The following is a 24985-nucleotide window of genomic DNA, read 5'->3' as shown; positions in this document are numbered from 1 at the left end:
TTACCCACCCCAGTTCTTGCTTCGTGTCGATATCGGGTCGTTAGCTCAGTTGGTAGAGCAGGGGACTCTTAATCCCAAGGTCCAGGGTTCGACCCCCTGACGGCCCACCACACGATATCTCCTCTAAAGTCCGCCACCACGGACTTTAGCTTTGGGTCGTTAGCTCAGTTGGTAGAGCAGGGGACTCTTAATCCCAAGGTCCAGGGTTCGACCCCCTGACGGCCCACCAAAGCATGTTTAGACGGTCAACGAAAGTTGGCCGTCTTTTTTGTTGACCTTTCATGGGGTCGAACCCGAAAGGGCACGGCCGCTTTCACAGATCGAGTCTACCCTGGGGATCGGTAAAACCGTCAGTACCTTCCTTGAGTTTCTTCTCCGCTGCCTTCACGCGACGCTCGAGCTTTTTTGTATCCTCGGCAGGTGGCAGGTTCTCGGGGACAATTCCGCGGTCGATGAGGCCGCCACGCACGCTTGTGTTGTTCTCGACGTGCTCTTGCTTGATCTGGTCCAGACCGTACAGGTCGTGTTCCTCGGCGTTGAAGGCCGTCATCGAGTTCGTAAGGTCCTTTGCTTTGATGAGGACATCGGCTAACCTGTCCGCCAATGCCGCGCTCTTGGATATGCCGAGCTGCTGCTTCATTTCCGCCGTGCTTCTGCCGCCGAATAACGCTTCGTCGCCCTTCGACTTGATGATCGCGAATCCTTTGGAGTCCACGCCGCGTTTGAACGCAATACCCGAGAGCTGTTTCTCTGAATCGGATAGCGAGTGGCGCGCCTGTAAGCGCTGAATCTCTGCGAAGCGCTGCTCTATGAGCTCTTGGCGGCGCGTCTGCACGGCAAAGTATGCCTAGGCGAGCGCGATCTCTGGCTTGTTTGAATCTCCGTTTTGGGCGATTAAATAGCATGCATAGCGCGTAAGTTTGTAGTCTTTAACCGCACGAGCGGCGACACCGGCAGTTACCATTTTCGTGGTGTCACGAAAATGGGAATCAACTGGAGTTTTATTTGTTTCGCACGAGACTTTTGCCCTCTTAACAACTTCGGCGAAGTTCTCCCATCGAGTGTATCCCATGGGTTCCATTAAATCGCGTGCGAGCCAATACTCAACGCCGTCTTCCACATTGGCGTAGCTATCAAGTTTGACACGCCACTTCTCGATATCTCTACTGTCCATATCTCCTCCTCGCTGGTCTATTGTCTATGCAGGCTTTGCACGCTCTGTATTCGGAATAAGGATACGCTGCCGTGCGGACACGAATGGGCCCCGTGCCACTTCGAGCTCACGGGGCCCATAGATATCGATTAGTTGTGTTCTGCTTTAGATAGGTGTCCAGTTTAATTCGCTCGATAGTGCGAGCCCAGGCTTTCGGTTCGGTTGCGCATGGCTTTGACCATTTCCTGTGCTAGTTGAATCTGCGACTGTATGCGGGCGAGCGCAGCGATTTCGCTGTCGTTGGCATGCGGCTTATTTAGAGCTGTGGCATCATCTTGAATGTTTTCAAGCTCGTGTAGTGCCTCGGATAGGCCTGTTTCGGTCCTGTTGATCATGCAAAAGGTGCTCATCGTGTGCCTAAGGCTGTGTGTCAGGCGTTCGGCATCTGTTGTGGCAATGCCGTACTGGGGGAGGGTGATATCCGCCTTCAGGGCCGCCTCAGGCTCTTTCTGCGCTGTGAGGGCTGCCGATGCGCCCGCGATACGTCCGAATACGATGCCGTTGGCGCTTGACAAGCCACCAATGCGGTCGGCGCCGTGCATGCCGCCTGTCGCCTCGCCGCAAGCGTAGAGGCCCTCAATGCCCGTGTGCGCAGTCTTATCGATCTTGATGCCGCCGTTAGCGGCGTGGGCATACATCGCAACGCGCATCTCGTCAGTCGGGGCGATGCCGTGCTCGTCTTGCAGCCAGGTGGCAAAGGTCTGCACAAACTCTGGGACATCCTCGCGGGGGAAGTCGTAGTGGAGTGCCAGGCCTTCGACACCTGCCTGATCGATGACGAGATCGATAGCGCGGGAGGCCAAGCGTGACGTGAAGGGACCATATCCAGAGCGCTGCTCGAGCAGGTCGTTCAGCTTGTCGTCGGCAATATCTACCGGCTGGTCTACATGCACGTAGCGCCAGGTTTTCTCGTTGAAGACCAAGTTACGCCTGGGCTCGATGAAGCCGGGCATCATCTGCATGAACTCTATATTAGTAAGTGTTGCGCCGTGCGCCAGTGCGATGGCCTGCGAGGAGCTGAGCACATCAGCCGACGTAAGGCTGCGCTCGAACAGGCCGCCTGTGCCACCGGCTGCGATGATCGTGGCCTTGGCAGCAAAGGGCACGATTCGATTTTCGGTAAGGTCGTAGAGTACGGTTCCGGTTATTCTGCCGTTCGTGTCCTCAACAAGGTCGATAAGCTCATGGCGGGGGAGCAGGCGAATGCCGAGCGACTCGATCCAGGTCGTCAGAGCGTCCTCAAGGGGCTTGCGGGTGAGGCCGCGCCACATGCGCGTCTTGTGGTCAAAGCAGGGGATAAATTGCTTTTGTTGAGCACTCTTGGCGCTTTGCGGACGCTGGAGCTCAACGCCCAGGTCTTGCTCGAGCCAGTCAATCGCTTGGGGAATGCCGTGGACGAACGTTTGGACGAGTTCGGGGTCGGCGACACCGCCGCCGACGGTCTGGATGGTGTCGATGAGGTCCTGCTCGTCGTCTTCGTCGACGGGACCGATGAGGCCGAGGCCCCAGGTACCCGGGAAGAAGCTCGATCCACTCATGGTCTTGCCGGCGCTTGCCACAGTGACGGTTGCACCCGTGCGTGCCGCTTCGATGGCGGCACAAAGGCCCGCAATGCCAGATCCAATTACCAGTACATCAGTCGATTCCATCGGATTCCTTTCTCGTCCGGCGCATTGTCGCACGGGTGATCGGCAATGGGGCCGCAAAGACTCGTCAAATCGGTAAAGGGCAAATATGGCAGGTGGGCGTCATGGACGCTCTGACGCTCCATCTCTTCACATCTCGTATTTCGCCCCAGCTGATATATCGGCATTAGATACCCTGCGCCAGCGCAAACAAAAAGAGCCGCTACCCGGGTGGATAGCGGCTCCAAAGCTCAACTATATGAGCATCGCGCAAGCGCGATTAGGCCTTGAGGGCCTCCTCGACGGCGACAGCGCAGGCGACGGTGGCACCGACCATGGGGTTGTTACCCATGCCGATGAGACCCATCATGTCGACGTGCGCAGGCACGGAGGAAGAACCGGCGAACTGGGCGTCGGAGTGCATACGGCCCATGGTGTCGGTCATGCCGTAAGAGGCAGGGCCGGCGCCCATGTTGTCCGGGTGCAGGGTACGGCCAGTGCCGCCACCAGAAGCGACGGAGAAGTACTTCTTGCCAGCCTCGAGGCGCTCCTTCTTGTAGGTGCCAGCGACGGGGTGCTGGAAGCGCGTCGGGTTGGTGGAGTTGCCGGTGATCGAGATGTCGACGTTCTCGTGCCACATGATGGCAACGCCCTCGCGGACGTCGTCGGCGCCGTAGCAGTTGACGGCGGCGCGGGGACCATCGGAGTAGGGGATGGTCTCGACGACCTTGAGCTCGCCCGTGAAGTAGTCGAACTGGGTCTTCACGTAGGTGAAGCCGTTGATGCGGGCGATGATCTGAGCGGCGTCCTTGCCCAGACCGTTGAGGATAACGCGCAGCGGCTTCTTGCGAGCCTTGTTGGCGTTCAGAGCCAGGCCGATAGCGCCCTCAGCGGCAGCGAAGGACTCGTGGCCAGCCAGGAAGGCGAAGCACTCGGTGTCGTCGGAGAGCAGCATAGCGCCCAGGTTGCCGTGGCCCAGACCGACCTTGCGGTCCTCGGCGACGGAGCCGGGAACGGTGAAGGCCTGGATGCCCTCGCCGATGATGGCGGCAGCCTCAGAAGCGGTCTTGGCGCCACGCTTGACAGCGAGAGCGCAGCCGAGGGTGTAGGCCCACTCGGCGTTCTGGAAGGCGATGGACTGGGTGTTGTTGACGATCTCACGCGGGTTGAAGCCCTTGTCGGTGCAGATCTGCAGAGCTTCCTCGAGGGAGGCGATGCCGTTGTCGGCGAGGCACTTGTTGATCTTGTCAGCGCGGCGCTCGTAACCTTCGAACGTAACAGTCATAGTTATTTCCCTCCCTTTCTACTCGTGAACCGGGAACACGCTGGCGACGGAGTGAGTCTCCTCGTCGGTGCGCGGGTCGATGTACTTGGCAGCGTTCTCCCACTGACCATAGTGGCCCATAGCGCCAGCGATGGCCTCCTCGGGGGTCTTGCCGGCCTTGACGGCGTCGGTGAACTTGCCGAGGTTCAGGAACTCGAATGCGATGATCTCGTTCTTGTCGTTGAGAGCCATGCGGGTGACGTAGCCCTGAGCGAGCTCGAGGTAACGAGCGCCCTTGGCCTTGGTGCCGAACATGGTGCCGACCTGAGAGCGAAGGCCCTTGCCGAGGTCGTCGAGGGAGGCGCCCACGGGCAGGCCGCCCTCGGAGAACGCGGTCTGGCTGCGGCCGTAAACGATCTGCAGGAAAATCTCGCGCATAGCAACGTTGATGGCGTCGCAGACGAGGTCGGTGTTGAGGGCCTCGAGGATGGTCTTACCGGGAAGGATCTCGGAAGCCATGGCGGCAGAGTGGGTCATGCCCGAGCAGCCGATGGTCTCAACGAGGGCCTCCTCGATGATGCCGTCCTTGACGTTCAGCGTGAGCTTGCAGGCGCCCTGCTGAGGTGCGCACCAACCCACACCGTGCGTAAGACCGGAGATGTCGGAAATCTCCTTAGCCTGGACCCACTTGCCCTCCTCGGGGATGGGTGCGGGGCCGTGGTATGCACCCTTGGCAACGGGGCACATGTTCTCCACTTCCTGTGAGTACTGCATGCCTCTCCTCTCTATCGTGTTGGCGTCCCGTCTGGGGGTCGTGGCTGGCGATTGCCGGGCGACCCTTCGAAAGGGACATGACATGCAGCCCCTATAATACCGCGAAATGCACGGAATATTCGGCGAACGGCTCAGTTTTCGTAGCGAGAAGTCCTGAAGTTTTAATTGAAACGGTTTAACTCTATGTTCTGTGGTCGTGAACTTCCGTAGAGGGGGTCCGTCTTGGGCAAGCTTTTGGTCCGCTCTTGCAAGCGTTGCAGTGGTTGACCTGTTGCAACGGTGCCGTTCGCCGCCTGTTTGCTGCCTTTGGCTGCGCGAGCGTATTGTTTTGCGTGAATGTTTTGATGGCACGCTTCAATCGTGCTGTATTGGATGGTAAGCAGATCCCGGCGAAGGGAGCGCCATGCAGCGCGTTTGGAGAACGGTTACCGGCTTTTACCATGCCTGTGCTCGCGGTGTGGGCAAACAGCTCATCTTTGAGAGCGATGAAGACCGGTGGGAGTTTTTGGAGCTGATGCGCGAGTGCTGTCGGGAGGAGGGTGTGACGGTTATCGCCTGGTGCCTTATGGGCAATCACGTGCATTTGGTGCTTACAGATTACGAGGACAGGATGAGCGCGGCGATGCACCGGTTGCTTTTGACGTACGCGCGGCGGTTCAATAAACGCACGGGGCGCACAGGGCATCTGTTCCAGAACCGTTTTGACCGGCGCTCGCTCGATACCGATTGGCAGGTGATGGAGGCTATTCGCTCCGTACACGCCGATCCGCAGGAGGTGGGCGTTAGCCTAATCGAGCGTTATCCCTGGAGCAGCTTTGCGGAACATCTGCGCTCTTACGACTGTGATGCGGCCGATGCCGCGAGGGGATTTTCTGATCCTTCTTGCGTGCTTGAACTTTTTGGTTCTGCCGAGGGCTTTATTGCCTATTCGCTTTCGACGCCGGACGGTAGCGAGCCGGCGCTGTGCGATATGAAAGAGACAGAGTGGGAACGCCACGCCTTTGCCGACAAGTTGGCGAAGAGCCTCGGGGTTCCGCTCAATGTGGTTAAAACTGCACCGCCGGCGCAGCGCGATACCGTTATTGTTGGATTGAGCAATGCCGGCTTTACGGTGCGCCAGATTGAGCGGTATACCGGGATTGGCAAAAGTACCGTCTCTCGTATCGTGCGCGCCCGCGCGCGAACGGCGATGCGGGCTGGCGGAAACGTGATGTAAGGTCGCCTGTTCATCGCAGCTGGGGTCGTCCATACGCCGCAACCAGCGTTCAAAAGCTTGGTACGGTAACTGCACTTCTTAATATGCATAGAACAATCGTCATCTTGCATAAAATAACGGCTCGGTCCGGGTTTGCCCGTGCCTACCCCCGTCTGCGCCGTGCAAAAAACGGAGTTTTCAGCATCGTGTTGCTGTCGGCACCGCCGCAATCTTGCAACATACGGGTCCCGAAGCTATTGATTCCCGCCGTTGCGCCCCCGAAGCACGTGCCTGCGTCCCGTCAGACCGCGATGCTTGTTCTAAAACACAATATATATGCGCCTAAAGACGTTGATTAACGCTTTCGATGCGTATACACACAGCTTGGCGTGCTGAATACTCGCAAAAATGCACGCCGCTCCCTATGGGACCCGTCTGCGGCAGGCGCGAAGCGAGTCGGAGCTTCGCAGAACGGGGCTTGGCGCATTGCTTGGCGGGCCCGGGGCCCTGCCGCAGGCCTTTGGTGCTGTGGAAAACGCCCGTGCTCGCGTCTGGCTGTGTGGCAAATGTCAGACGGGGCGCCGGACGCGCGGACTTTGTGCGTTCGCGCTCATTAGGTAAAAACAGAGCCGCCCGTATCGGGCGGCTCGGCAATCAAAAACCTTGGATTCGGGGCATAAACTACTGGTTTGTTTGCCCCTCGAGCATGCCGTCGAGGGTGCGCCAGGCGAGCTCGGCGCACTTGACGCGGGCGGGCATGTGCGAGATGTCCTGGAGCTGGGCGGCTTCGTCCAGGTCTTCCAGGTCCTCCTCGGAGAGCTGCTCGCCGCGGATCATGGCGAGGAAGAGCTCTGCCAGGCGGTGAGCTTCCTCGACGGTCTCGCCGGTGATGAGGTCGGCCATGATGTCGGCACTGGCCTGACTGATGGCGCAGCCGTGGCCGGTAAAGGAGGCCTCCTCGATCACGCCGTTCTCGACGCGCAGCTGCAGGGTGAGCTCGTCGCCGCAGCTGGGGTTGATGCCGTCGTGCTCGTGCGTGGGAGCATCCATCTCGTACTTATAGTCGGGGTGCGAGTTGTGCTCCATAAATGTGGTGGAGGTGTACAGATTACCCATTGAACGTGCTCCAAACGTGATGCAGGCCGGCGATGAACTTGTCGATGTCGGCCTTGTCGTTGTAGAAGGCCACGCTGGCGCGGCAACAAGCAAGGTTTTCGACACCCAGCCAGGTAAGCAGCGGCTGCGCGCAGTGGTGACCGGCGCGGATGCAGACGCCGTCCATGTCCATGATGCTCGCGACGTCGTGCGGGTGGATGCCCTTGACGTTAAAGCTCACAACGCCGTGGTGGTTGTCCCAATAGATGGAGCCGATGATTTGGACAAAGTCGAGCTGCATGAGTTCGCCAATCAGATAGTGGACGAGTGCCTGCTCGCGGGCCTGGATGTTCTCGTAACCCACCGTGTTGACCAGGTAGTCGAGTGCCGCGCCCGTGGCGAAGATGCCGGCGGCGTCCTGTGTGCCGGCCTCGAATTTCTCGGGAACGGGCGCCCAGACGGCGTCCTGCTCGGTAACAGATTCGATCATCTCGCCGCCGGTGAGCATGGGCGGCATGGCGTTGAACAGGTCCATCTTGCCCCACAGCACGCCGATGCCCATGGGGCCCATGGCCTTGTGCGCGCTAAAGGCAAAGAAGTCGGCGCCCAGGTCGGCCACATCGACCGGCATGTGCGGCAGCGACTGCGCGCCGTCGACGACCAGATAGCCGCCGTACTTGTGCACGAGCTTGCCGAGGTTCTTGACCGGGTTCTCGACGCCCAGCACGTTGGAGACCTGACCCACGGCCAGAATCTTGGTCTTGGGACCCACCTTGGCCAGGACCTCCTCGGTGGTGAGCTGGCCGGTCTTGGTGGGATAGAGGTAGACGAGCTTGGCACCGGTCTCGCGGCAGACCTGCTGCCACGGAATCAGGTTGGAGTGGTGCTCCATGATGGTGATGACGACCTCGTCGCCGGGCTCCAGCACCGTGGGCGCAAAGCTCTTAGCGACCAGGTTGAGCGACTCGCTGGTGTTGCGGGTGAAGACGACTTCGTTGGCCTGGGCGGCGCCGATGAGGTCGGCGATCTGCTGGCGGACCTTGGCGATGGCATCGGTGGCCTCGACGGACAGCGAATACAGGCCGCGCAGGGGGTTGGCGTTCATGCGCTGGTAGAAATCGCGCTCGGCGTCGAGCACGCAGGCGGGGCGCTGCGCGGTGGCGGCGCTATCGAGGAAGGCGATCTCGGGGTGTTGCTGGAACAGCGGGAACTGTGCCTTGTATGGATTAGTCTCGATGTCGACGGTGGGCCAGCCGCGCGAGGCCTCGTCGCTGGCGTCGAGCTCCATGGGCTCGGGGGCGGTGCAGGTATCGCATTTAACGTGCTCGGTATCGATCATGCGAGCTCCTCTTCAAAGTTATCGATCAGGTTGTTGCCCAGGCGGACGACGGCAGCGCGGGTGCGCTCATCGGTGGCGGAAAGCGCGGCGTCCTCCAGCTTGGCGCGGATGAACAGATCCTCGGCGGCGTTTTGGTCAAGGCCGCGGCAGGCGAGGTAGAACAGCTGCTCGTCGCGGACGTGGCCGATGGTGGCGCCGTGGTTGCCGGCGACGTCGTCCTCGTCGCACAGGATGACGGGGACGGTCTTGTTGTCGACGCCCTTGTTGGCGAGCAGCACGGTCTCGCGCTCGGTGCCGGTTGCGCCCTTGCAACCGTGCACGAGGTCGATGGTGCCGCGGTAGACCTTCTTGGACGTGCCGGTCAGCACGCCGTTGGCGTCGATCTCGCACTCGGTCTTGCGGCCGCGGTGGCGCAACTCGTAGTTAAAGTCGCGCACCTGCTCGCGGGCGCCCAGGTAATCGGTATCGATGGTCACCTTGGCGGTGTCGCCCAGCAGGTCGCCGGCAAGGCCGGTGGCGCTGGCGCCGGCACCCAGGACGGTGTGCTGCACGTTGACGCGCGCGCCCTCGTCCAGGAACAGGCCGGTGTCGTCGAGCGCGATCCAGCTGTCGTCGAGCGTCTGCGTGCAGGTCGCATTGACGGTGGCGTACTCGTGGGCGCACACGCGCAGCACGGAGCCCACGACGCCCTCGCCGGTAACGGGGGAGTCCAGGGCGATCTGCAAGTCGAGCGTTGCCTGCGGGCGGGCGACGACATCGATGGCGGCAATCGCAGCCGCTGCGTCGACGCCACTCACGCGCACGGTAGCCGTGACGTGCTTGTATGCGGGCACATCGATGACGATGCGCTTGGTAGCGTGGTCGGTCAAGTAGGTGTAGGCAGCCTCGCCCATGCCGGTCTCGAATGCCTCGGCGGGGGAAAGTTCCTCCTCGAGCTTGATGGCGCCGGCCTGGTAGACGGAGGTAGCGGGCACGTCGAGCTCGGTCTCGGGCGTGATGCGGGCGCGATCGGCGGCATCACCGGGGGCAGCGGCACGGCGCTCGGGGAAGCGCTCGGCCATGGCTTCCATGGCGGCGTCGAAGGCGTCGGCCGTGCCGGCAAACTGCTCGTCCAGGCCCTCGACCTCAACGGCCTCGGCGGGAGCGGTGACAAGCTCGTCCGAAAGCTCGAGCTTGGTCTGGTTCATCTTGAGCCAACCCCAAGTTGCTGCCGGCATAGCGTTGACCTGCTCGAGCGTGGTGGCAGCGGTGTTGGTTTCCTGTTTCATTATCCGATCGCTCCTTCCATCTCGAGCTTGATCAGGTTGTTCATCTCGACGGCGTACTCAAGCGGCAGCTCCTTGGAGACCGGGTTGGCAAAGCCGTTGACGATCATGGTGCGGGCCTCTTCCTCCGAGATACCGCGGCTCATCAGGTAGAACACCTTGTCGTCGCCGATGCGGCCGATGGTGGCCTCGTGGCCGATGTCGACGTTCTTGGCGCGGATGTCCATGGCGGGGATGGTATCGGAGCGGCTTTGGTCGTCGAGCATCAGCGACTGGCAGCTCACGGTTGCCTTGGAACCCTCGGCCTTGGGCGTGGCCACGATAGAGCTGCGGAAGGTCTGGATGCCGCCGCTCTTGGAGATGCCCTTGGTCTCGACGGTCGCCGAGGTCTCGGGCGCGTTGAGCACGACCTTGCAGCCGGTATCCAGGTTCTGGCCGGCGCCGGCAAAGGTGATGCCGGTAAAGCTCGACCGGGCGCGGCGGCCGTTGAGCACGCTCATGGGGTAGAGGTAGCCCACATGGCTGCCGAAGGAGCCGCTGATCCACTCGATGTCGCCGTCCTCGTCCACACGCGCACGCTTGGTGTTGAGGTTGTACATGTTCTTGGACCAGTTTTCGATGGTCGAGTAGCGCAGGTGCGCGCGCTTGCCCACAAAGAGCTCGACGGCACCGGCATGGAGGTTGGCCACGTTGTACTTGGGCGCGGAGCAGCCCTCGATAAAGTGCAGGTCGGCGTCATCCTCGACGATGATGAGCGTGTGCTCAAACTGGCCGGCGCCCTTGGCGTTGAGGCGGAAGTAGCTCTGCAGCGGGAAGTCGAGTTTGGTGCCCTTGGGCACGTAGACAAACGAGCCGCCCGACCACACGGCGCCGTGCAGGGCCGCAAACTTGTGGTCGGTGGGCGGGATGAGCGTCATAAACTTCTCGTGGATGAGCGGCTCCCACTGCGGGTCGTGCAGGGCCTCCTCGATGCCGGAGTAGACGATGCCCATCTTGGACGCGGTGTCCTGCATGTTGTGGTAGACCAGCTCGGAGTCGTACTGTGCGCCGACGCCCGCCAGGTAGCTGCGCTCGGCCTCGGGGATGCCCAGGCGCTCAAAGGTGTTCTTGATGTCGTCGGGCACCGACTCCCAGTCGTGCTTTTGGTCGGTGTTTGGCTTAACGTAGGTGACGATGTTGCCCATGTCCAGGCCCTCGATGGAGGGGCCCCACGTCGGGTCCGGGAAGCGGTTGAAGATCTCGAGGGACTTTAAGCGCAGGTCGAGCATCCACTGCGGCTCGTCCTTCTTTGCGCTGATCTCGCGCACGATGTCGGGCGTGATGCCGGCATCGAGGCGCTCGAATCCCTCCTCGCCATAGGTGAAGTCGTAGAGGCTGCGGTCGATGTCCGCGACCTCGGTGCGGTTCTTGGTCATTGCATCGCCCCTTTACGCCTGCTGCTCGGCAGCGGCGGCCTCGGCCTGGGCGCGCTGCTCGGCGGCCTCGCGCTCGAAGGTCTCAAAGCCGTTCTTGTCGATCCAGGGGATGAGCGAGGCGTCGTCCTCGCGCACGATGTGGCCCTTGACCATAACGTGGACGCGGTCGACATCCAGATGCTCCAGGATGCGCGTGTTGTGCGTGATGATGAGCATGGAGCCGTCGCAGCTCTTGCGGTAGGCGTCCATGCCGTGGCTGACGGTGGACAGGGCGTCGACGTCCAGGCCGGAGTCGGTTTCGTCCAGGATGGCGAGCTTGGGCTGCAGCAGCAGGAGCTGGAGCATCTCGACCTTCTTCTTCTCGCCGCCCGAGAAGCCCACGCCCAGCTCGCGGTTGAGGTAGGCGGTGTCCATGTTGAGCTCGGCCGCGAGCTCCTTGACGCGACGGCGGAACTCCTTGCCCTTCATCTCCAGGCCGGGGCGGCCGGCGATGCTGGCGCGCAAAAAGCTCGACAGCGGCACGCCCGGGATCTCGACCGGAGCCTGGAAGCTCAGGAACAGGCCGGCGCGCGAACGCTTGTCGGTGGTGAGCTCGGTGATGTCTTGGCCGTCAAAGACGATGCGGCCGTCGTTGACCGTGTAAACGGGGTCGCCCATGACCAGGTGGCCGAGGGTGGACTTGCCGGCGCCGTTGGGTCCCATCAGCACGTGGGTCTCGCCGGCGGCGACGTTAAGGTTGACGTTGTGGAGGATGGTCTTCTCGTCCACGGAGGCGGTCAGACCTTCGATGGAAAGCAGCGGATTTGCGCTCATGCTGTCCCTCTCTGTATATGGTGTACTCATAGGTGTACTAAACCCTAGGAATCTTCTCGGAATAAAGTTACTATGGGTTCGGCGTTAGTCAAGGGAAAACCCGACTAATCCACTCGACTTTTTAGATGAGGGACATAAAATCAGGTTTGTTTGCCCCGCGTGCATAGGATTTGGGCAAACAAGCCTGGTTTTGTCCCAGTAACGATGGGAGGGTAGGTATGCTCATTTCTTCTAAGGGCCGCTATGCCCTCCGACTGATGATCTATATCGCGGCGCTGGGCGACGCCGAGGGCAAGATTGCCCTGCGCGAGGTTGCCGACCGCGAGCATATCTCGCAAAAGTATCTGGAGCAGCTGGTTCGTCCGCTTATGAAGGCGGGCCTGCTTAAGAGCGTGCGCGGCAAGGGCGGCGGCTACATGATGGCCAAGGACCCGGCCGAGGTGCGTGCCGGCGACATCCTGCGCGCCGTCGAGGGCAGCACGGCTCCGGTGGCGTGCGACGGCATCGACAACAGTTGCGCCCGCAGCGATCTGTGCTCGACCGTCAAGTTCTGGCGCGGTCTGGACGACGTGATCGAAAAGTACGTCGACGGCGTGACGTTGGCCGACTTGGCCGCCGTCCCCGAGATCAACTTTGACATTAAGCTGTAGGTTGAGCGCAATTCCTTAAGATTTCGCGGAGGGTTGTTGCCGTTTACCGAGGGGTTGTTGTGCAACAACGGGCGAGCTGCAATACTTAGTTTTATCTTTGCAAACTGCACTTTAACTACACCAATGCAGGGAGGATCTTATGCAGCCCAAGCATTCTGCTATTGTCGCGGGCCTGACGCTGGCGCTTTCGTTTAGCGCCGTTACCGCGCCCGCGCCCGCCGCTGCCGAGGAACCCACGCCGGGCGTTGCCTCGGATGCCACCGATATCGACAAAGGCCTCTACACCCAGCAGTCCTTCTCGGGCGTGCTGAGGTCGGTCCAGGGCGTTTCGTTTGTAAACGTGACTCCCGAGATGAAGTACTTTACCAAGTACGAGAGCCATGGCAACTACAACCAGGGCTTTTCGTATGGCGACGGTTATAACGCGCTGGGCTATTACCAGTTCGACCGCCGTTGGTCGCTCATTCCGTTTATGAAGCAGGCCTACAACTACAACCCCGAAAAATACAGCATGCTCAAGGATGCGATTGATCGCGGCAGCGAGATTTCCAACGCGAGCAATGCCATGTACGAGAACGGCCAATTTACCGAGCTGGGCCATATCGCGCAGGATGCCTTCCAAGGTGCGTACAACACCGATCCTGTTGAGTTCTCAGCACTTCAAGATGCCTATGCGTACAACTCGTACTATGCGGTGACCGAGGCGTGGCTCAAGAGCGGCCTGGGCATTGATATTTCGGGCCGCGCCGATTGCGTTAAGGGCATGGTGTGGAGCATCACCAACATGTGCGGCACCGGTGGCTGCAGGGACTTTTTCCGCTGGGCGAATCTTTCCAACGATATGTCCGACCGCGAGTTTGTGACGGCGCTCTCCAATAGCGTGGTCAACAATGTCGCCACTAAGTTTTCGAGTCAGCCCCAGTATCATGAGGGCTGGAAGAATCGTTATAAAAATGAGCTGAAGGACTGCTTGGTTTTTATCGCCGAGGATGAGGCTGCCGCTGCGACGCCCGTGCAGCCCGAGCCCACACCGGCGCCCTCGCCGACACCTGATTCGAATGGCGACTCGAGTGACGATGTCAACGATGACAGGATGGATGCGCCCTCGACCGATGCTGACGGTAATGGCTCTGCTGGCGGCACTACCAACGACGGCTCTACCTCGAACGGCTCCGATTTGAACGGCTCTGCTGCGGGCGATTCGTCTTCAAGCTCTGCCGGCAATACGGACAGCGCCGCCTCTGGTTCGACCGACGCTGGTTCCTCTGATTCTTCCACTGGTTCGAGCGATTCGTCCGTTGGCACCGGCTCTAACAACGGCTTCGGCTCTGACGCAACCCCTGATTCCGATGCTTCCAAGGACGACTCGAATAAGGCGCCGGACGCTCCCGTTGCTTCGCCGGACAAGAAGCCTTCTTTCTCCGTGCAGCTTGGTTCTACGTTGGGCTCTTCGCTGATGGCTGGCGTCAATAATGGCTCGACTCAGAACAAGGACAACTCTGATCAGGTTTCCATGGAAAAGACCGAGGCCGCAAAGGGCGACTCAAAGGACAAGGCTTCCGAGAAGGCTGAATCCGATAAGGGTCCTAGCTCTGATGAGAAGGGCGACAAGTCCGCTCAGAAGAAGGACGAGGATAAGAAGTCTGAATCTGAGAAGAAGGACGAGAGCAAGACCGAGGGCGAAAAGAAACAGTCCGAAGACGACGACAAGAGCGGCGCTGATAACCAGGTTCAGGAGCAAAATGACTCCAAGACGGTGACCACTACAACCACGACGACTACAACGACCAAGTCATCTGGCGGCAATATGCCCAAGACGGGCGACTTGATCGTGATGGCGAGCCTTGCCAGTGCGAGCTTGGCTACGCTGGGCGCTACGTCCATCGTGAGCGGTAAGCATAAGCTCGATCAGCAGAAGAAAGCTTCTGGGGAGGACAGCTCGGAGGAGTAGCCTCTCGGTTGCCAGATAACTAAAGAGTCGGAACGGGGTCCGGTGCGAATGCATCGGGCCCCGTTTTTTGTTGTGCAACGATTAGTTGTGCCCCCTCACACCTCTTGTTGCTACCGTTGCCCGATATGTTCGCGCGGCGACATCGGTACGCGCGAGGCGGTCATTACAATTGGCATCGTGCTGCGATTTAGGGGGGAACGTTTTGGTGTCTGAACAGGCAAATAATGGTTGTGCTGCCGGCTTTGGCGTGCGTTTGATCGGCTGTGATGACGATGCGATTTTGCCCATTGGCATGCACGACTATGCGGAAGCTCTTGGTTGCTGCATGCTGGTCGACAAGACCATGTTTATTGCCGATGTGTTGGACTGCGACGCGTCCGTTGTGGTGTGCTGTCGACCCGAGGGTTTTGGCAAGAGCATGAACTTGTCGATGCTCAGGGCTTTTCTGGAGCGTCCAGCGGTCGGTCGCGCTGGTCAGCGTTTGTTTGCCGATGCTCAGATTTGGGATGCAGACGGCGGGCGCTATCGGGATGAGTACGCTTGCTATCCGGTGATATCGCTGGACTTTTCTAGCGCTGCGAGGCGTGGCCCCGCTGTTGCCGGCGCCGTGCGCGATGCCCTTTCGGGCGAGTGCGCTCGATTGTTGGCGCTCTTGGAGGCTCCGGATTTAGCTCGAGACAAGGTGCGTCACATCGAACGCGTTGCGCGTGGCGCGGCGAGCGAGGATGAGGTCGCCTCGGTGCTTGGCGTGCTCATTGGGCTGCTGGAGATGGCCTGCGATGAGCAGGTTGTATTGCTCGTTGATGGGTACGACGCGGCGTGGTTGGGCCGTGCGAGCGCGAGGGGCGCTTCCGGCGCCGATCCGGCAGGGCTATTCGATCGTGTGCTGTTCGACGCCATTGCCACTGCGCGCGATTCGTTGCGGCTGACGTGTCTGATGGGGGAGCGTCCCAGTCCTGCCGAAGCGGCGCTTTCGTCGCGCAGTTGCTCGTATTGTCTGTCGACGCCGCTTTCGACGTGGTGTGACCGTTGGTTCGGCTTTTCGGATGCCGAGGTCCAGGCTCTGTTGAATCGTGCTGGGCGCGAGGAAAACCTTGATGATGCGCGTGAATGGCTCGAGGGATATCGGTTTGGCAGGGTCTATTGCTCGAGTCCGGCGCGCGTGATCGGTTTTCTGGACCGAGGCTGCACGGCGCCTGTGCGCGCCGATCTGTATGGGTATGCGGATTGCCTGAGTAGGGTAGTTGCCGGGTGGAATCTCGACCGCCTTTCGGTCTTGTTTGATTTGCTCGAGGCCCATGGGTGCGCTGAGGTCCCGCTTTGTTTGGGCACTGCAGAGCCAGATGTCTCGCCTGACGATGGCATGTGGACAGCGCTGTATCTGTCCGGTTTTCTCACGACGGATATGACTGAGGAGCCAGAACATGGCGATCGCCTCCGTGCTTTGCGATTGCCCAATAACGAGCTTCGCCAGGCCTTGCGTCTAGTGATTATTGAGTGGTTTGAGTGTGCTGCCGAAGACATTCGAGACGTCGATGCGTTTCGCGACGGGTTGTGCCGTGGGGACGAGGATACGGTGAGGCGGGCGCTAAGCCGCATCCTGGGAGATGCGGGAATCGGTGCGACCGACCCAGATGCGCCGCTGCCATATCATCTGCTCTTGCAGGGGCTCTGCTTTGGCTTGCCGGGCTATGCCAATCCTGCCTCGAGGCGAAAGTGTGGCGCGGGTCGCTGGGACATCCAGGTTTTCCCTACGGGTGCTGTGTTCGACGTAGCAGATACGATTGGCATGCTGGACGAGCGCCCGCTGATAACGATTAACTTGATGTATGACCCCGATGTGGATGCGCTGGGCCTGGAATTGCTGGCCGTGCAGTCGCTACTCGACATAGAGCGCGACGGCATCGACGAAATCCGTGTGCCGCGCCCCGGCGTGGGTCGCATGCGCTGGGGGTTCGGTTTTGATGGGCAGCATGTGGCTACGGTGTGCCAGCGGCTTTAAGCGCTGAGGTGTTTCCGGCTTCCGTTACTCTGCGTCCTTCATGGGCGGCATGGGCTCCCAGTCGGGGTCCTTGATAATCTTGCGGGCGTCTTTCATGCCACGGCGCAGCGCCGGGATGCCGGTCTTAAAGCACTTGTCAACGGCAGCCAGGCGAATGAATTCCTTGCAGAAGGTCGCGGCGTTGCCCAGACGGAACAGCACGGGGTGATAGTCGCCGTAGATCTGCATGTAGCGGGCGAGGAAGCCTCGGTTGCGCATAATGTAGTAGCGGTTGGTGTCGCTCGTGGAGTTGAGCTGGCGCTTGCCGGCGATATCCCAGTTAGAGACGGCGCGGGCGCGCTTGAGAACCACGTCGGCAACAACGGCGGCGGAGAAGTGCTGGCTGGCCACGTAGCCATAGCAGGCATCGTCGCCGTAGATAAAGAAGCGCGCGTCGGGCAGGCCGATCTTGTCGACCACGCGGCGCGAGAACATGCCGCCCTCAAAGCACAGCTGGTTCATGGTGCGGTAGCCCTCGGGACCCAGATCCCACTTGGCGACTGGGTTGGGAATGCCGAGCGAAAGGATGAGTTGGTATTGCCAAAAGAAGGCGCCGCCGTCAAAGTCTAGGCGCGAACCCTGGATGACATCGTAGCGGTCGGTCCACTTGGCAAGACGCTCGATGCCTTCGGGGATGACGAGCACGTCGTCGTCCATCACCCAGAACCACTGGGCGCCCAGGTCGTAGGCGCATTTAGTGCCGGCGGAGAAGCCGCCCGCACCGCCGCCGTTTTCGAGCTGCGGGGCGTAGATGACGCGGTCGGTGCCGCCCTGCGCGTCGGGCTGCTCGGTGTCGATGCCCCACAGGTTGGCCAGGCGCTCGTTAAATGCGGCGCACATGGCCTCGGTCTCGCGCGAATTTTCGTTATCGACAATCACGATGCGCCAGGGCGCGGCAGTGAGCTTGGTCATAGAGTCGAACAGGTTGGCCAGGAGTTCCTGGCGCTTATAGGTGACGACAACGATGGCGAGCTTGTCGATGGGGGCGGGAAGGGTTGAAGGCATGGGGCAATATATCCTTTCACGCGCGGCGGGCGAGCGCTGCACGGAAGCTATCGAATACGTCCTTGGGACTGTCCTATTGTAAAGGCTCGGCGCACCTTGGCGGCAAGCTTTGAATAAAACGCAGGAACCTGCCATGGGCCCGCCGCATGATGTGGGGCTGCTTTGCCCGCAAGAGGCTCCATAGATTATATAAACGCCCGCTGGCGCGCTGACCCTTTGATACCATGAAACGACAGGTATTTCCTAAGGAGCACATTTGTCTACTAACGCCTCTGGCAGCCCTGTTCTGTCGCTACTTATTCCCATTTACAATGTTCAGCGCTACCTGCGCGAGTGTCTCGATTCCGCCATGGCGCAGACGCTCAAGGATATTGAGATCATCTGCATTAACGACGGGTCGACCGACAACTCGCCGGCGATTATCCGCGAGTATATGGAGCGCGATGGGCGCGTCAAGATGATCGACAAGGTCAACAGCGGCTACGGCGACTCAATGAACCACGGTCTGGAGATGGCGCGTGGCAAGTACGTTGGCATCTTGGAGTCCGATGACTTTATGGCGCCCGACGCACTCGAAAAGCTTGTCTCGGCCGCCGATAGCAATAATGCCGACTTTGCGAAGGCTAACTTTGATTTCTACTGGTCTAAGCCCGAGGAGCGCCGTTCGCTGCACGAGATGTTTAAGGCCAAGGACTGCGGCAAGCCGGTGCACCCGAGCGATACGACTCAGTTCTTTAAGCAAAAGCCGTCGATTTGGTCGGCCGTGTACCGTCGCGATTTTCTTGAGCGCAACGGCATTAAGTTCCTGCCGACTCCGGGGGCATCCTTTCAGGACACGTCATTCGCCTTTAAGGTGATCGCGTGCGCCGATAAGGCTGTTTACCTGCATGATGCCGTGTTGTCTTATCGCCAGGACAACGAGAATTCCTCGGTCAATTCTTCGGCTAAGGTCTTTTGCGTCAATTCCGAGTATGCCGAGATTGAGCGTTGGATTCGAGAGGATTATGCCCGCGACCACGCAAGCGGCGATGTCGCGCGCATGCTCAAGTTCAATCAACTCATTAAGTACGATTCGTACATGTGGAACTACGTGCGCCTGGCGCACAAGTTCTATAAGGAGTTCCTGGTTCAGATGGCCAAGGAATTTCAGGCGGCCTTGGACGCCGGGGACTTTTCGCTTGACGACCTCAAGCCGTGGAAGCGCGCAAATCTCGCTGCCATCCTCAAAGATCCTGAGGGCTGGGTTGACGAGCATCCGAGTTTTGCGACGGATGGTGCCTTGGGGCGTGCTAAGTATTACGCCTCGGTTGGAGGCCCAGGCGTGGTCGCCGCCTTCCTCATCGAATCGCTGAGGGGGTAGGTCGGCATGGGAGAGGCCTCGTGTCCTAAAGCTACCATTGTCGTCCCCGTTTACAACTCTGCGCGCTCCATTCAGCGATGCCTCGATTCGCTGTTGGCCCAGTCTGAGCGTTCGATTCAGGTTGTCTGCGTCAACGACGGTTCGACTGATGATTCGTTGAACGTGTTGCGTCGGATCGCGCAGGCCGACGATCGCGTACTGGTGATTGACCAGGAAAACGCGGGCGTCTCGTGTGCTCGAAATGCCGGCATCGATGCCGCCGTGGGCGGGACCGTCTTTTTTGTGGACGCCGACGATTACATCGATGCCCAGACGGTCGAGCGCGTGCTGCATGCCATGGAGTCTGCGGATGCCGAGGCCGCCGTTTTTGGCGGCGTCTGTGAACCTGCCGATGCTGCCCCCAAACGCGTCCAGCAACTCATGAGCCCCAAAGCTGGTACCTTCGGCGCCCGCGATCCTCAACTGCTGTTCCATTCGAATGCGCAGCCCTATGCCTGCCGTGCGGCTTTTTCGCGCGAGCTGCTCAATCGCGAAGGCATTCGCTTCGCCCCCGGTTTGGCTTTGGGCGAGGACGTCGTCTTCCAATTTGCGGCTTATGCGCTTGCCCGCAGGACCGTCGTCATGCCTGACAAGTTCTACCACTACGTGATGGAGAGCGAATCGGCGACGCACGAGTTCAACAGTGCCGAGGCGCGCGCCAAAAAGCTTGACGCCCACATGAAGATGCTCGAGGAGGTCTTGGAAGACTGGGCGGCCTATGGTCTTTTGGACCTGTGTCCCGGCGAGCTGATAACTTGGTTTTTGGACCTAATTGTGTTCGATCTGGCGCGCTTGGATGCCGATGACTTCCATCGCGTGGCGGCTCGCGTCAACATGGACCTCACGACGTTTTTGGGAACGGAGTGGGCGGATATGCCTGCTAAGGGTGCCGTTCGCCGTGTTGCCCACAAGCTCGTTGCGGCGACCTCGGGCGTTTCGATGGCAGACGCCACGCTGTTCTATCTTTCGACTCGCGGTCTCAAAGCCTGCCTGGAGCGCTTTCTATAATTCCAAGCGCTGCCGCCCGCCGCAACTCGGCTGCTAAAATAACCCTGTTACACGCTATTCAACGGGAGGTTCTCTTGCAGAACTCTGATACCCCTAAAGTTTCGCTGCTTGTCCCCATTTGCAATGTCGAGCGCTATCTGCGCGTGTGCCTCGATTCCGCCGTGGCGCAGACGCTCAATGACATCGAGATCATCTGCATCAACGACGGCTCCACCGATAGCTCGCCGGATATCATCCGCGAGTACATGGAGCACGACCCCCGTGTAAAGATGATCGACAAGGCCAACAGCGGCTACGGCGACTCGATGAACCGTGGCCTGGAGATGGCGCGCGGTGAGTACGTGGGCATCCTTGAGTCCGACGACTTTATGTTTGAGGATTCGCTTCAAAAGCTGGTCGCCAAGGCCGATGCTGAGCATGCCGATGCGGTAAAGGGCGACTTTTATCTGTATTGGTCCACGCCCAGCGAGCGACGTGAGCTGTTTGGGATTATCGACGAGCATATGACGGGCGCCGCGTATCGCCCCGTCGATCGCCCGGGCATCTTCTACCGCAAACCTTCCATTTGGTCGGCTATCTATCGGCGCGCGTTCCTCAACGACAATCAGATTCGCTTCCTTCCCACGCCGGGTGCCTCGTATCAGGATGCGGGTTTTAACTTTAAGGTCTGGGCATGCGCCGAGCGTGCTGCGTTTATCGCGGACCCCATTTTGTGCTATCGCCAAGACAACGAGAAGAGCTCCGTTAATTCGCCCAACAAGGTATTTTGCGTGTGCGACGAATACGCCGAGATGCAGCGCTTTTTGGATGAACGCCCCGAGCTTAAGGCTCAGCTTCAGGGTATTTTAATGCGCATGAAGGTCGATACGTACCGTTGGAACGATGAGCGCCTGGTCGATGAACTGCGCGAGCAGTTTTGGAAGAAAGCCTCGTCCGAGCTCAAGGCCGACTGGGATGCCGGTCGCTTTGATCTGTCGCTGTTTGATCCGCGTGGCGAGACCGACTTGCGCCTGATGGTCAAGTCGCCCCGCGCCTATATCGATTCGCGCTTTGACTTTAAGAAGCCGGGCAAGCTCAATACGTTTAAGCATTACTTTAAGATTGGCGGCCTGCCGCTGGTCTGGCGTGTGCTGACATATCAGTGCACCTACGGCGACAACCCGCACCCCGATGACGTTCCGGCCGCACAGTAGGAGCGAGTGACTATGGCTACCCCCAAGATTTCCGTTGTCGTTCCCATCTATAAAGTGGAGGAGTGCCTGGCCTGGTGCCTGGACTCCCTGCTTGCGCAGGACATGCCCGATTGGGAAGGCGTGCTGGTCAACGATGGCTCGCCGGACGGCTCGCGCGATATTGCGGCTGCCTATTGCGAAAAGGACGCGCGCTTTACGCTGGTCGATAAGGAGAACGGCGGCCTGTCGAGTGCGCGTAATGCAGGCATCGCCGCGTCCACGGCGCCTATCGTTGCGTTTTTGGATTCCGACGACCGATTTACGCCCGATGCATGCCGCGTGATCGTCGATGCCTTTGAGCGCGAGGACTGCGACGTTTTGACCTTTGGCGCGAATCCGTATCCGCTTGAGGCGGGGTATCCGTGGCTTAACTATGTGCTGAGCCCGCGCGATGTGTCGTTTGAAGGCTATAGCTCCGACCTACTGTTTAAGGAAGCATCTCGCCCGTTTGCATGGCGCACCGCCTGCAAGCGTGAGTTTTTGCTGGGCAACGGGATCGTGTTCGACGAAACCGTTAAGTATGGCGAGGACCAGGTCTTCGATTTTGCCGTGTACGGTCGTTCGCACAAGACCGCGCTTATCTCGAACAAGCTGTATGATTACCGCGTGGCGCGCAAGGGTTCGCTCATGGACACCATGCGCTACGACGACGAGACGCGTCTGCTGGAGCACGTGAAGATTTACTCTGCGGTGCTGGCTGACTGGCAGCGCGACGGTCTCGATGCTCAGCATGCCGATGACCTGGCGTACTTCCTCTGCGATCTGGTGCTGTACGATGCGCTCAGGCTGTTGAGTACGGATTGCGGCAAGGTGTTTGCTGCCGTTGCCACGGCGCTTGCCGGTTCTGCCGTGGGCAGCGATGCTGCGCTCGCACAATGCGCTCCTTCTGTTGCTGCTATGGTGCGTGCGGCGCTTACCAGCAAGGCCCCCAATGTCCGTGCGTGCAAAAAGCTCATGTTCGATTACGATGTCTTGAGGTTTGGGCGCCTGGGTGCCTGCAAGCGCGTGGCAGCGAACGCCCTGGGAAAGCGAGAAGTGTAGATGAGTATCAAGCGTTTGGCACTTTGCCGCAGCCAGGGCCGTCTTTTTGTGCTGCTTCGTTTTGCCGGTCAGGATGTCGCCGCGCTTATTGAGCGGGAGGCCTCTCAGGCGTTTGCCCATGCGACTACGAGCGGTTCTTGTTTGCCGTCACTGGTGCTCCCGGTCGATCATGGCCGTGTGCTGGCGCTATGCCCTTCTGTTTCCGATTACGAGCGCGAGCTCGCCGTTTTGGTGCTTCCGTTTTTGGATGGCTCGTCGATGGATGCCGTTTTTGCATCCGGTGGCCAAAGGTTGGGCTCTATTCGTCTCGATAGCCGCGTGGCCAAATTGGAATCCAAGATTAACTACAAAGCAAAGCCTGCGCTGTGCGCGCTTATCCGCGATGCGCAGCGTGGCGAACACTGCGGCCGCTACGAGATCGATGCCATTCGCTATTTGCCGGCAGACGTCGGCGCGGTGTGGCGCTATGAGGTTACCTGGGCGGGAGACCCCCAGTGCGCGCCTGAGCTCCAGATCTTCGATACGCATATGAATGCCATCGATGTTACCGTGCATGTGTTTGAATCGCAGGTCGATGTTCCGCAGCAGAACGGATGCCGCATCAATAAATCGTATCTGAGTGTTGAGATGCCTCAGGATATACGAGATTTTGTCGCGATCGTGAGCGATCCCACAGAGCGGATCCAAAGCGGGTTTTGCGCCATGGATGGTCGCCTGTACAACGGCATGGTCGACGACAGCTGGAACCGTATGAAGGACGCGCGTGCAGACGACGCAGCTTATCGACGTTGGTTTGAGCAGCATCGCGCAAAGCCGGGCGATTTGGCGTGCCAGCGTGTCGCTTCGGCGGCCTTTGCCTATAGACCGCTCGTGAGCATTGTGGTGCCGTGCTACAAGACTGATCGGGTCTACCTGCGCGAGCTGCTGGAATCGGTGCAAGCCCAGAGCTATGACAACTGGGAATTGCTGCTTATGGACGCCTCGCCCGAATGGGACGCGGTGGCCACCCTTGCGGCAGGTGCCAACGACGAGCGCATCCGTCGCATCGAGCTTCCCGGCAACGGCGGCATTGTGGTCAACACCAACGCAGGTATCGAGCAAGCGACAGGCGACTACATCGCTTTCTTGGACCACGATGACATTCTGGAACCGGACGCGTTATTCCAGTATGTTTCCGCGCTGAACAAGGCGGCCGAGGGCGAGCGTCCCCAGGTCCTGTTCTGTGATGAGGACATGTTCCAGAAAACGGGGGAGTGGGGCCAGCCGGTCTTTAAGACCGTACTCAACGTCGACCTGCTCTATAGCCATAACTGCGTGACGCATTTCCTGATGGTGGAGAAGGCGCTCATCGATCACATTGGTATGTCCCCAGAAGACGTTGCGGGCGCCCAGGACTACGACTTGACGCTTCGCTGCCTTGCAGCCGGCGCGCGCTTTGAGCACGTTGCGCATGTGCTGTATCACTGGCGCGTGCATCCGGGATCGACCGCCGATGGCTCTGCCGATAGCAAGCCGTATGCCATTGAAGCGGGTCGTCTTGCGCTGCAGCGCCACTTTAACGCGCTGGGCGTTCACGGAACGGTCGAGGAGACCGAGACGCCGTTTGTCTACCGCATGCGCCATGCGCTGCCGGAGCCTGCGCCGCTGGTGAGCATTGTGATCCCCACCAAGGATCACATTGAGACGCTCGATGCCTGTGTGATGTCGATCGCCCAGAAGGCCACGTATACCAATTACGAGATCGTCTTGGTGGAGAACAACAGTGAAGCCCCGGAGACGTTTGCGTATTACGAAACCCTGCCAGAGCGCGTGGCTGCAGCATCCGAAGGCAAGGGCATCGCGCGCGTTGTGTACTGGCCGGGCGAGTTCAATTACTCTCAGATCATCAATTTTGGTGTGAAGCACGCCAAGGGTGACTACCTGCTGCTGCTGAACAACGATACCGAGGTCATAAGCCCGGACTTTATCGAAGAGATGATGGGCTATCTGCAGCGTCCCGATGCGGGCGTGGTGGGCGCCAAACTCTACTTTGCCGATCATCTGGTGCAGCATGCCGGCATTTTGATTGGCGTGCGTGGCGCACTTGCCCATGCCAACCAGGACTTCTCGGCAAAGCGCGAGGGCTATCTTGCCCGCGCTGTGCGCCCGGGCAACTTTAGCGCCGTAACGGGTGCCTGTCAGATGGTCCGACGCGACGTATTTGAGCGGGTCGGAGGCTACGACGAGGAATTCGCCGTCGGCTTTAACGACGCGGACTTTTGTCTGCGCGTGTGGGAGGCGGGCTATCGAACCATCTATACGCCCTATGCCGAGCTGTATCACTACGAGTTCACCTCGCGCGGCAGGGAAGAGGCCAACGAGAAAAAGCTGCGCCGCTGGAAGCGCGAGCAAGCGCTGTTCATGCAGCGCTGGCCAGAGTTCTTCCTCGATGGCGATCCGTGGTTGGGGCCAAACCTATCTGCCGAGAGTGAGTATTTCTCGGTCTAAGGCAATGGGTTTAGGAAGTCCTGAACTTTCTTTCGCTATGAGCTTGGAAGAAAGCAATGGTGGACTACTAACTAAGTCATATTACGAAAGCTCGATACTTCCGCGATAAGTTTATACAAGCTTATACAGCTCGATATTATTCGATATAAGTAGATATCGCACTTGCCTTTGCC

20 protein-coding genes and 2 tRNA genes are annotated in these 24985 nt (G+C 59.6%); 11 read left to right on the top strand and 11 right to left on the bottom strand.

From position 1 onward, the window contains the following. The first annotated feature begins 34 nt into the window (after nucleotides 1-34). Together DW180_RS05275 and DW180_RS05270 are read left to right on the top strand one after the other, a co-directional pair. Nucleotides 35-110 (top strand) — tRNA-Lys (locus DW180_RS05275). A 43-nt stretch (nucleotides 111-153) separates the two neighbouring features. Next, nucleotides 154-229, top strand: a tRNA-Lys gene (locus tag DW180_RS05270). Nucleotides 230-313: 84 nt separating this feature from the next. On the opposite strand, the gene DW180_RS10485 is transcribed toward DW180_RS05270, so the two are convergent. The 5 genes from DW180_RS10485 to DW180_RS05250 all read right to left on the bottom strand — a co-directional run bounded on the left by DW180_RS10485 (nucleotide 314) and on the right by DW180_RS05250 (nucleotide 4876). Beyond that, the gene (locus tag DW180_RS10485) at nucleotides 314-640 is read right to left on the bottom strand and encodes a hypothetical protein (protein WP_233545189.1); all 327 of its coding nucleotides are present in this window, start codon (nucleotides 638-640) and stop codon (nucleotides 314-316) included. Between the two features lie 207 nt (nucleotides 641-847). Beyond that, the gene (locus DW180_RS10360; protein ID WP_199569886.1) at nucleotides 848-1174 is read right to left on the bottom strand and encodes a BRO family protein; all 327 of its coding nucleotides are present in this window, start codon (nucleotides 1172-1174) and stop codon (nucleotides 848-850) included. A 161-nt stretch (nucleotides 1175-1335) separates the two neighbouring features. Next, nucleotides 1336-2862 (bottom strand): FAD-dependent oxidoreductase, encoded by a 1527-nt coding sequence (locus tag DW180_RS05260; RefSeq protein ID WP_118237777.1) that lies wholly within the window; start codon nucleotides 2860-2862, stop codon nucleotides 1336-1338. A 256-nt stretch (nucleotides 2863-3118) separates the two neighbouring features. Further along, on the bottom strand, nucleotides 3119-4123 hold the full coding sequence (locus DW180_RS05255; protein WP_022094815.1) for a GGGtGRT protein: 1005 nt from the start codon (nucleotides 4121-4123) through the stop codon (nucleotides 3119-3121). Between the two features lie 18 nt (nucleotides 4124-4141). Next, a complete protein-coding gene (locus DW180_RS05250) occupies nucleotides 4142-4876 on the bottom strand; it encodes an iron-sulfur cluster assembly scaffold protein (protein ID WP_006235554.1) in 735 nt (244 codons plus the stop codon). A 403-nt stretch (nucleotides 4877-5279) separates the two neighbouring features. Between DW180_RS05250 and DW180_RS05245 the strand changes: the two genes are divergently transcribed. Further along, the gene (locus tag DW180_RS05245) at nucleotides 5280-6092 is read left to right on the top strand and encodes a transposase (RefSeq protein ID WP_117770217.1); all 813 of its coding nucleotides are present in this window, start codon (nucleotides 5280-5282) and stop codon (nucleotides 6090-6092) included. A gap of 660 nt (nucleotides 6093-6752) precedes the next feature. Here the strand turns inward: DW180_RS05245 and sufU are convergent. Genes sufU through sufC form a run of 5 tightly spaced genes read right to left on the bottom strand, consistent with a single transcriptional unit; the run spans nucleotide 6753 to nucleotide 11998 of the window. Further along, nucleotides 6753-7187 carry a Fe-S cluster assembly sulfur transfer protein SufU gene (gene sufU, locus DW180_RS05240; protein ID WP_117770218.1) on the bottom strand — a complete coding sequence of 145 codons (435 nt, stop codon included), beginning with the start codon at nucleotides 7185-7187 and terminating at the stop codon, nucleotides 6753-6755. Beyond that, nucleotides 7180-8505, bottom strand: a complete 1326-nt coding sequence (locus DW180_RS05235) for an aminotransferase class V-fold PLP-dependent enzyme (RefSeq protein WP_199569884.1) — start codon at nucleotides 8503-8505, stop codon at nucleotides 7180-7182. Before DW180_RS05235 ends, sufU begins: the two co-directional genes overlap by 8 nt. Beyond that, nucleotides 8502-9773: a SufD family Fe-S cluster assembly protein gene (locus tag DW180_RS05230; protein ID WP_117877090.1), complete on the bottom strand. Its 1272-nt coding sequence runs from the start codon at nucleotides 9771-9773 to the stop codon at nucleotides 8502-8504. The genes DW180_RS05235 and DW180_RS05230 overlap by 4 nt, the downstream gene beginning before the upstream one ends. Beyond that, complete coding sequence (gene sufB / locus DW180_RS05225; RefSeq protein ID WP_117770220.1) at nucleotides 9773-11185, bottom strand: Fe-S cluster assembly protein SufB; 1413 nt, start codon at nucleotides 11183-11185, stop codon at nucleotides 9773-9775. Before sufB ends, DW180_RS05230 begins: the two co-directional genes overlap by 1 nt. A 12-nt stretch (nucleotides 11186-11197) precedes the next feature. After that, entirely contained in the window at nucleotides 11198-11998 is an 801-nt protein-coding gene (sufC, locus tag DW180_RS05220) for a Fe-S cluster assembly ATPase SufC (RefSeq protein WP_006235561.1), read from the bottom strand. A 218-nt stretch (nucleotides 11999-12216) separates the two neighbouring features. On the opposite strand from sufC, the gene DW180_RS05215 reads away from it, so the two are divergent. The 3 genes from DW180_RS05215 (at nucleotide 12217) to DW180_RS05205 (ending at nucleotide 16601) form a co-directional block, all read left to right on the top strand. Continuing rightward, nucleotides 12217-12648: an Rrf2 family transcriptional regulator gene (locus DW180_RS05215; protein ID WP_117770222.1), complete on the top strand. Its 432-nt coding sequence runs from the start codon at nucleotides 12217-12219 to the stop codon at nucleotides 12646-12648. A 139-nt stretch (nucleotides 12649-12787) separates the two neighbouring features. Next, complete coding sequence (locus DW180_RS05210) at nucleotides 12788-14599, top strand: hypothetical protein (protein WP_117770223.1); 1812 nt, start codon at nucleotides 12788-12790, stop codon at nucleotides 14597-14599. A 205-nt stretch (nucleotides 14600-14804) separates the two neighbouring features. Further along, a complete protein-coding gene (locus DW180_RS05205) occupies nucleotides 14805-16601 on the top strand; it encodes an AAA family ATPase (protein WP_147332631.1) in 1797 nt (598 codons plus the stop codon). A gap of 24 nt (nucleotides 16602-16625) precedes the next feature. Here the strand turns inward: DW180_RS05205 and DW180_RS05200 are convergent, their stop codons facing one another. Further along, on the bottom strand, nucleotides 16626-17645 hold the full coding sequence (locus tag DW180_RS05200) for a glycosyltransferase (RefSeq protein WP_117770225.1): 1020 nt from the start codon (nucleotides 17643-17645) through the stop codon (nucleotides 16626-16628). A gap of 256 nt (nucleotides 17646-17901) precedes the next feature. Between DW180_RS05200 and DW180_RS05195 the strand changes: the two genes are divergently transcribed. The 5 genes from DW180_RS05195 to DW180_RS05175 all read left to right on the top strand — a co-directional run bounded on the left by DW180_RS05195 (nucleotide 17902) and on the right by DW180_RS05175 (nucleotide 24812). Beyond that, the gene (locus DW180_RS05195) at nucleotides 17902-19005 is read left to right on the top strand and encodes a glycosyltransferase (protein WP_118237775.1); all 1104 of its coding nucleotides are present in this window, start codon (nucleotides 17902-17904) and stop codon (nucleotides 19003-19005) included. Nucleotides 19006-19011: 6 nt separating this feature from the next. After that, on the top strand, nucleotides 19012-20052 hold the full coding sequence (locus tag DW180_RS05190; protein WP_117770227.1) for a glycosyltransferase: 1041 nt from the start codon (nucleotides 19012-19014) through the stop codon (nucleotides 20050-20052). 74 nt (nucleotides 20053-20126) lie between these two features. Then, nucleotides 20127-21245: a glycosyltransferase gene (locus DW180_RS05185; RefSeq protein WP_158554610.1), complete on the top strand. Its 1119-nt coding sequence runs from the start codon at nucleotides 20127-20129 to the stop codon at nucleotides 21243-21245. A gap of 12 nt (nucleotides 21246-21257) precedes the next feature. Beyond that, complete coding sequence (locus DW180_RS05180) at nucleotides 21258-22325, top strand: glycosyltransferase (protein ID WP_117746658.1); 1068 nt, start codon at nucleotides 21258-21260, stop codon at nucleotides 22323-22325. Further along, nucleotides 22326-24812: a glycosyltransferase family 2 protein gene (locus DW180_RS05175; RefSeq protein ID WP_118237774.1), complete on the top strand. Its 2487-nt coding sequence runs from the start codon at nucleotides 22326-22328 to the stop codon at nucleotides 24810-24812. Nucleotides 24813-24985 lie beyond the last annotated feature (173 nt).

The sequence above is a fragment of the Collinsella sp. AM16-21 genome, assembly GCF_003471905.1.
In the GTDB taxonomy this organism is placed as follows: Bacteria; Actinomycetota; Coriobacteriia; order Coriobacteriales; family Coriobacteriaceae; genus Collinsella.
This window is presented reverse-complemented; position numbering and strand designations above follow the sequence as displayed.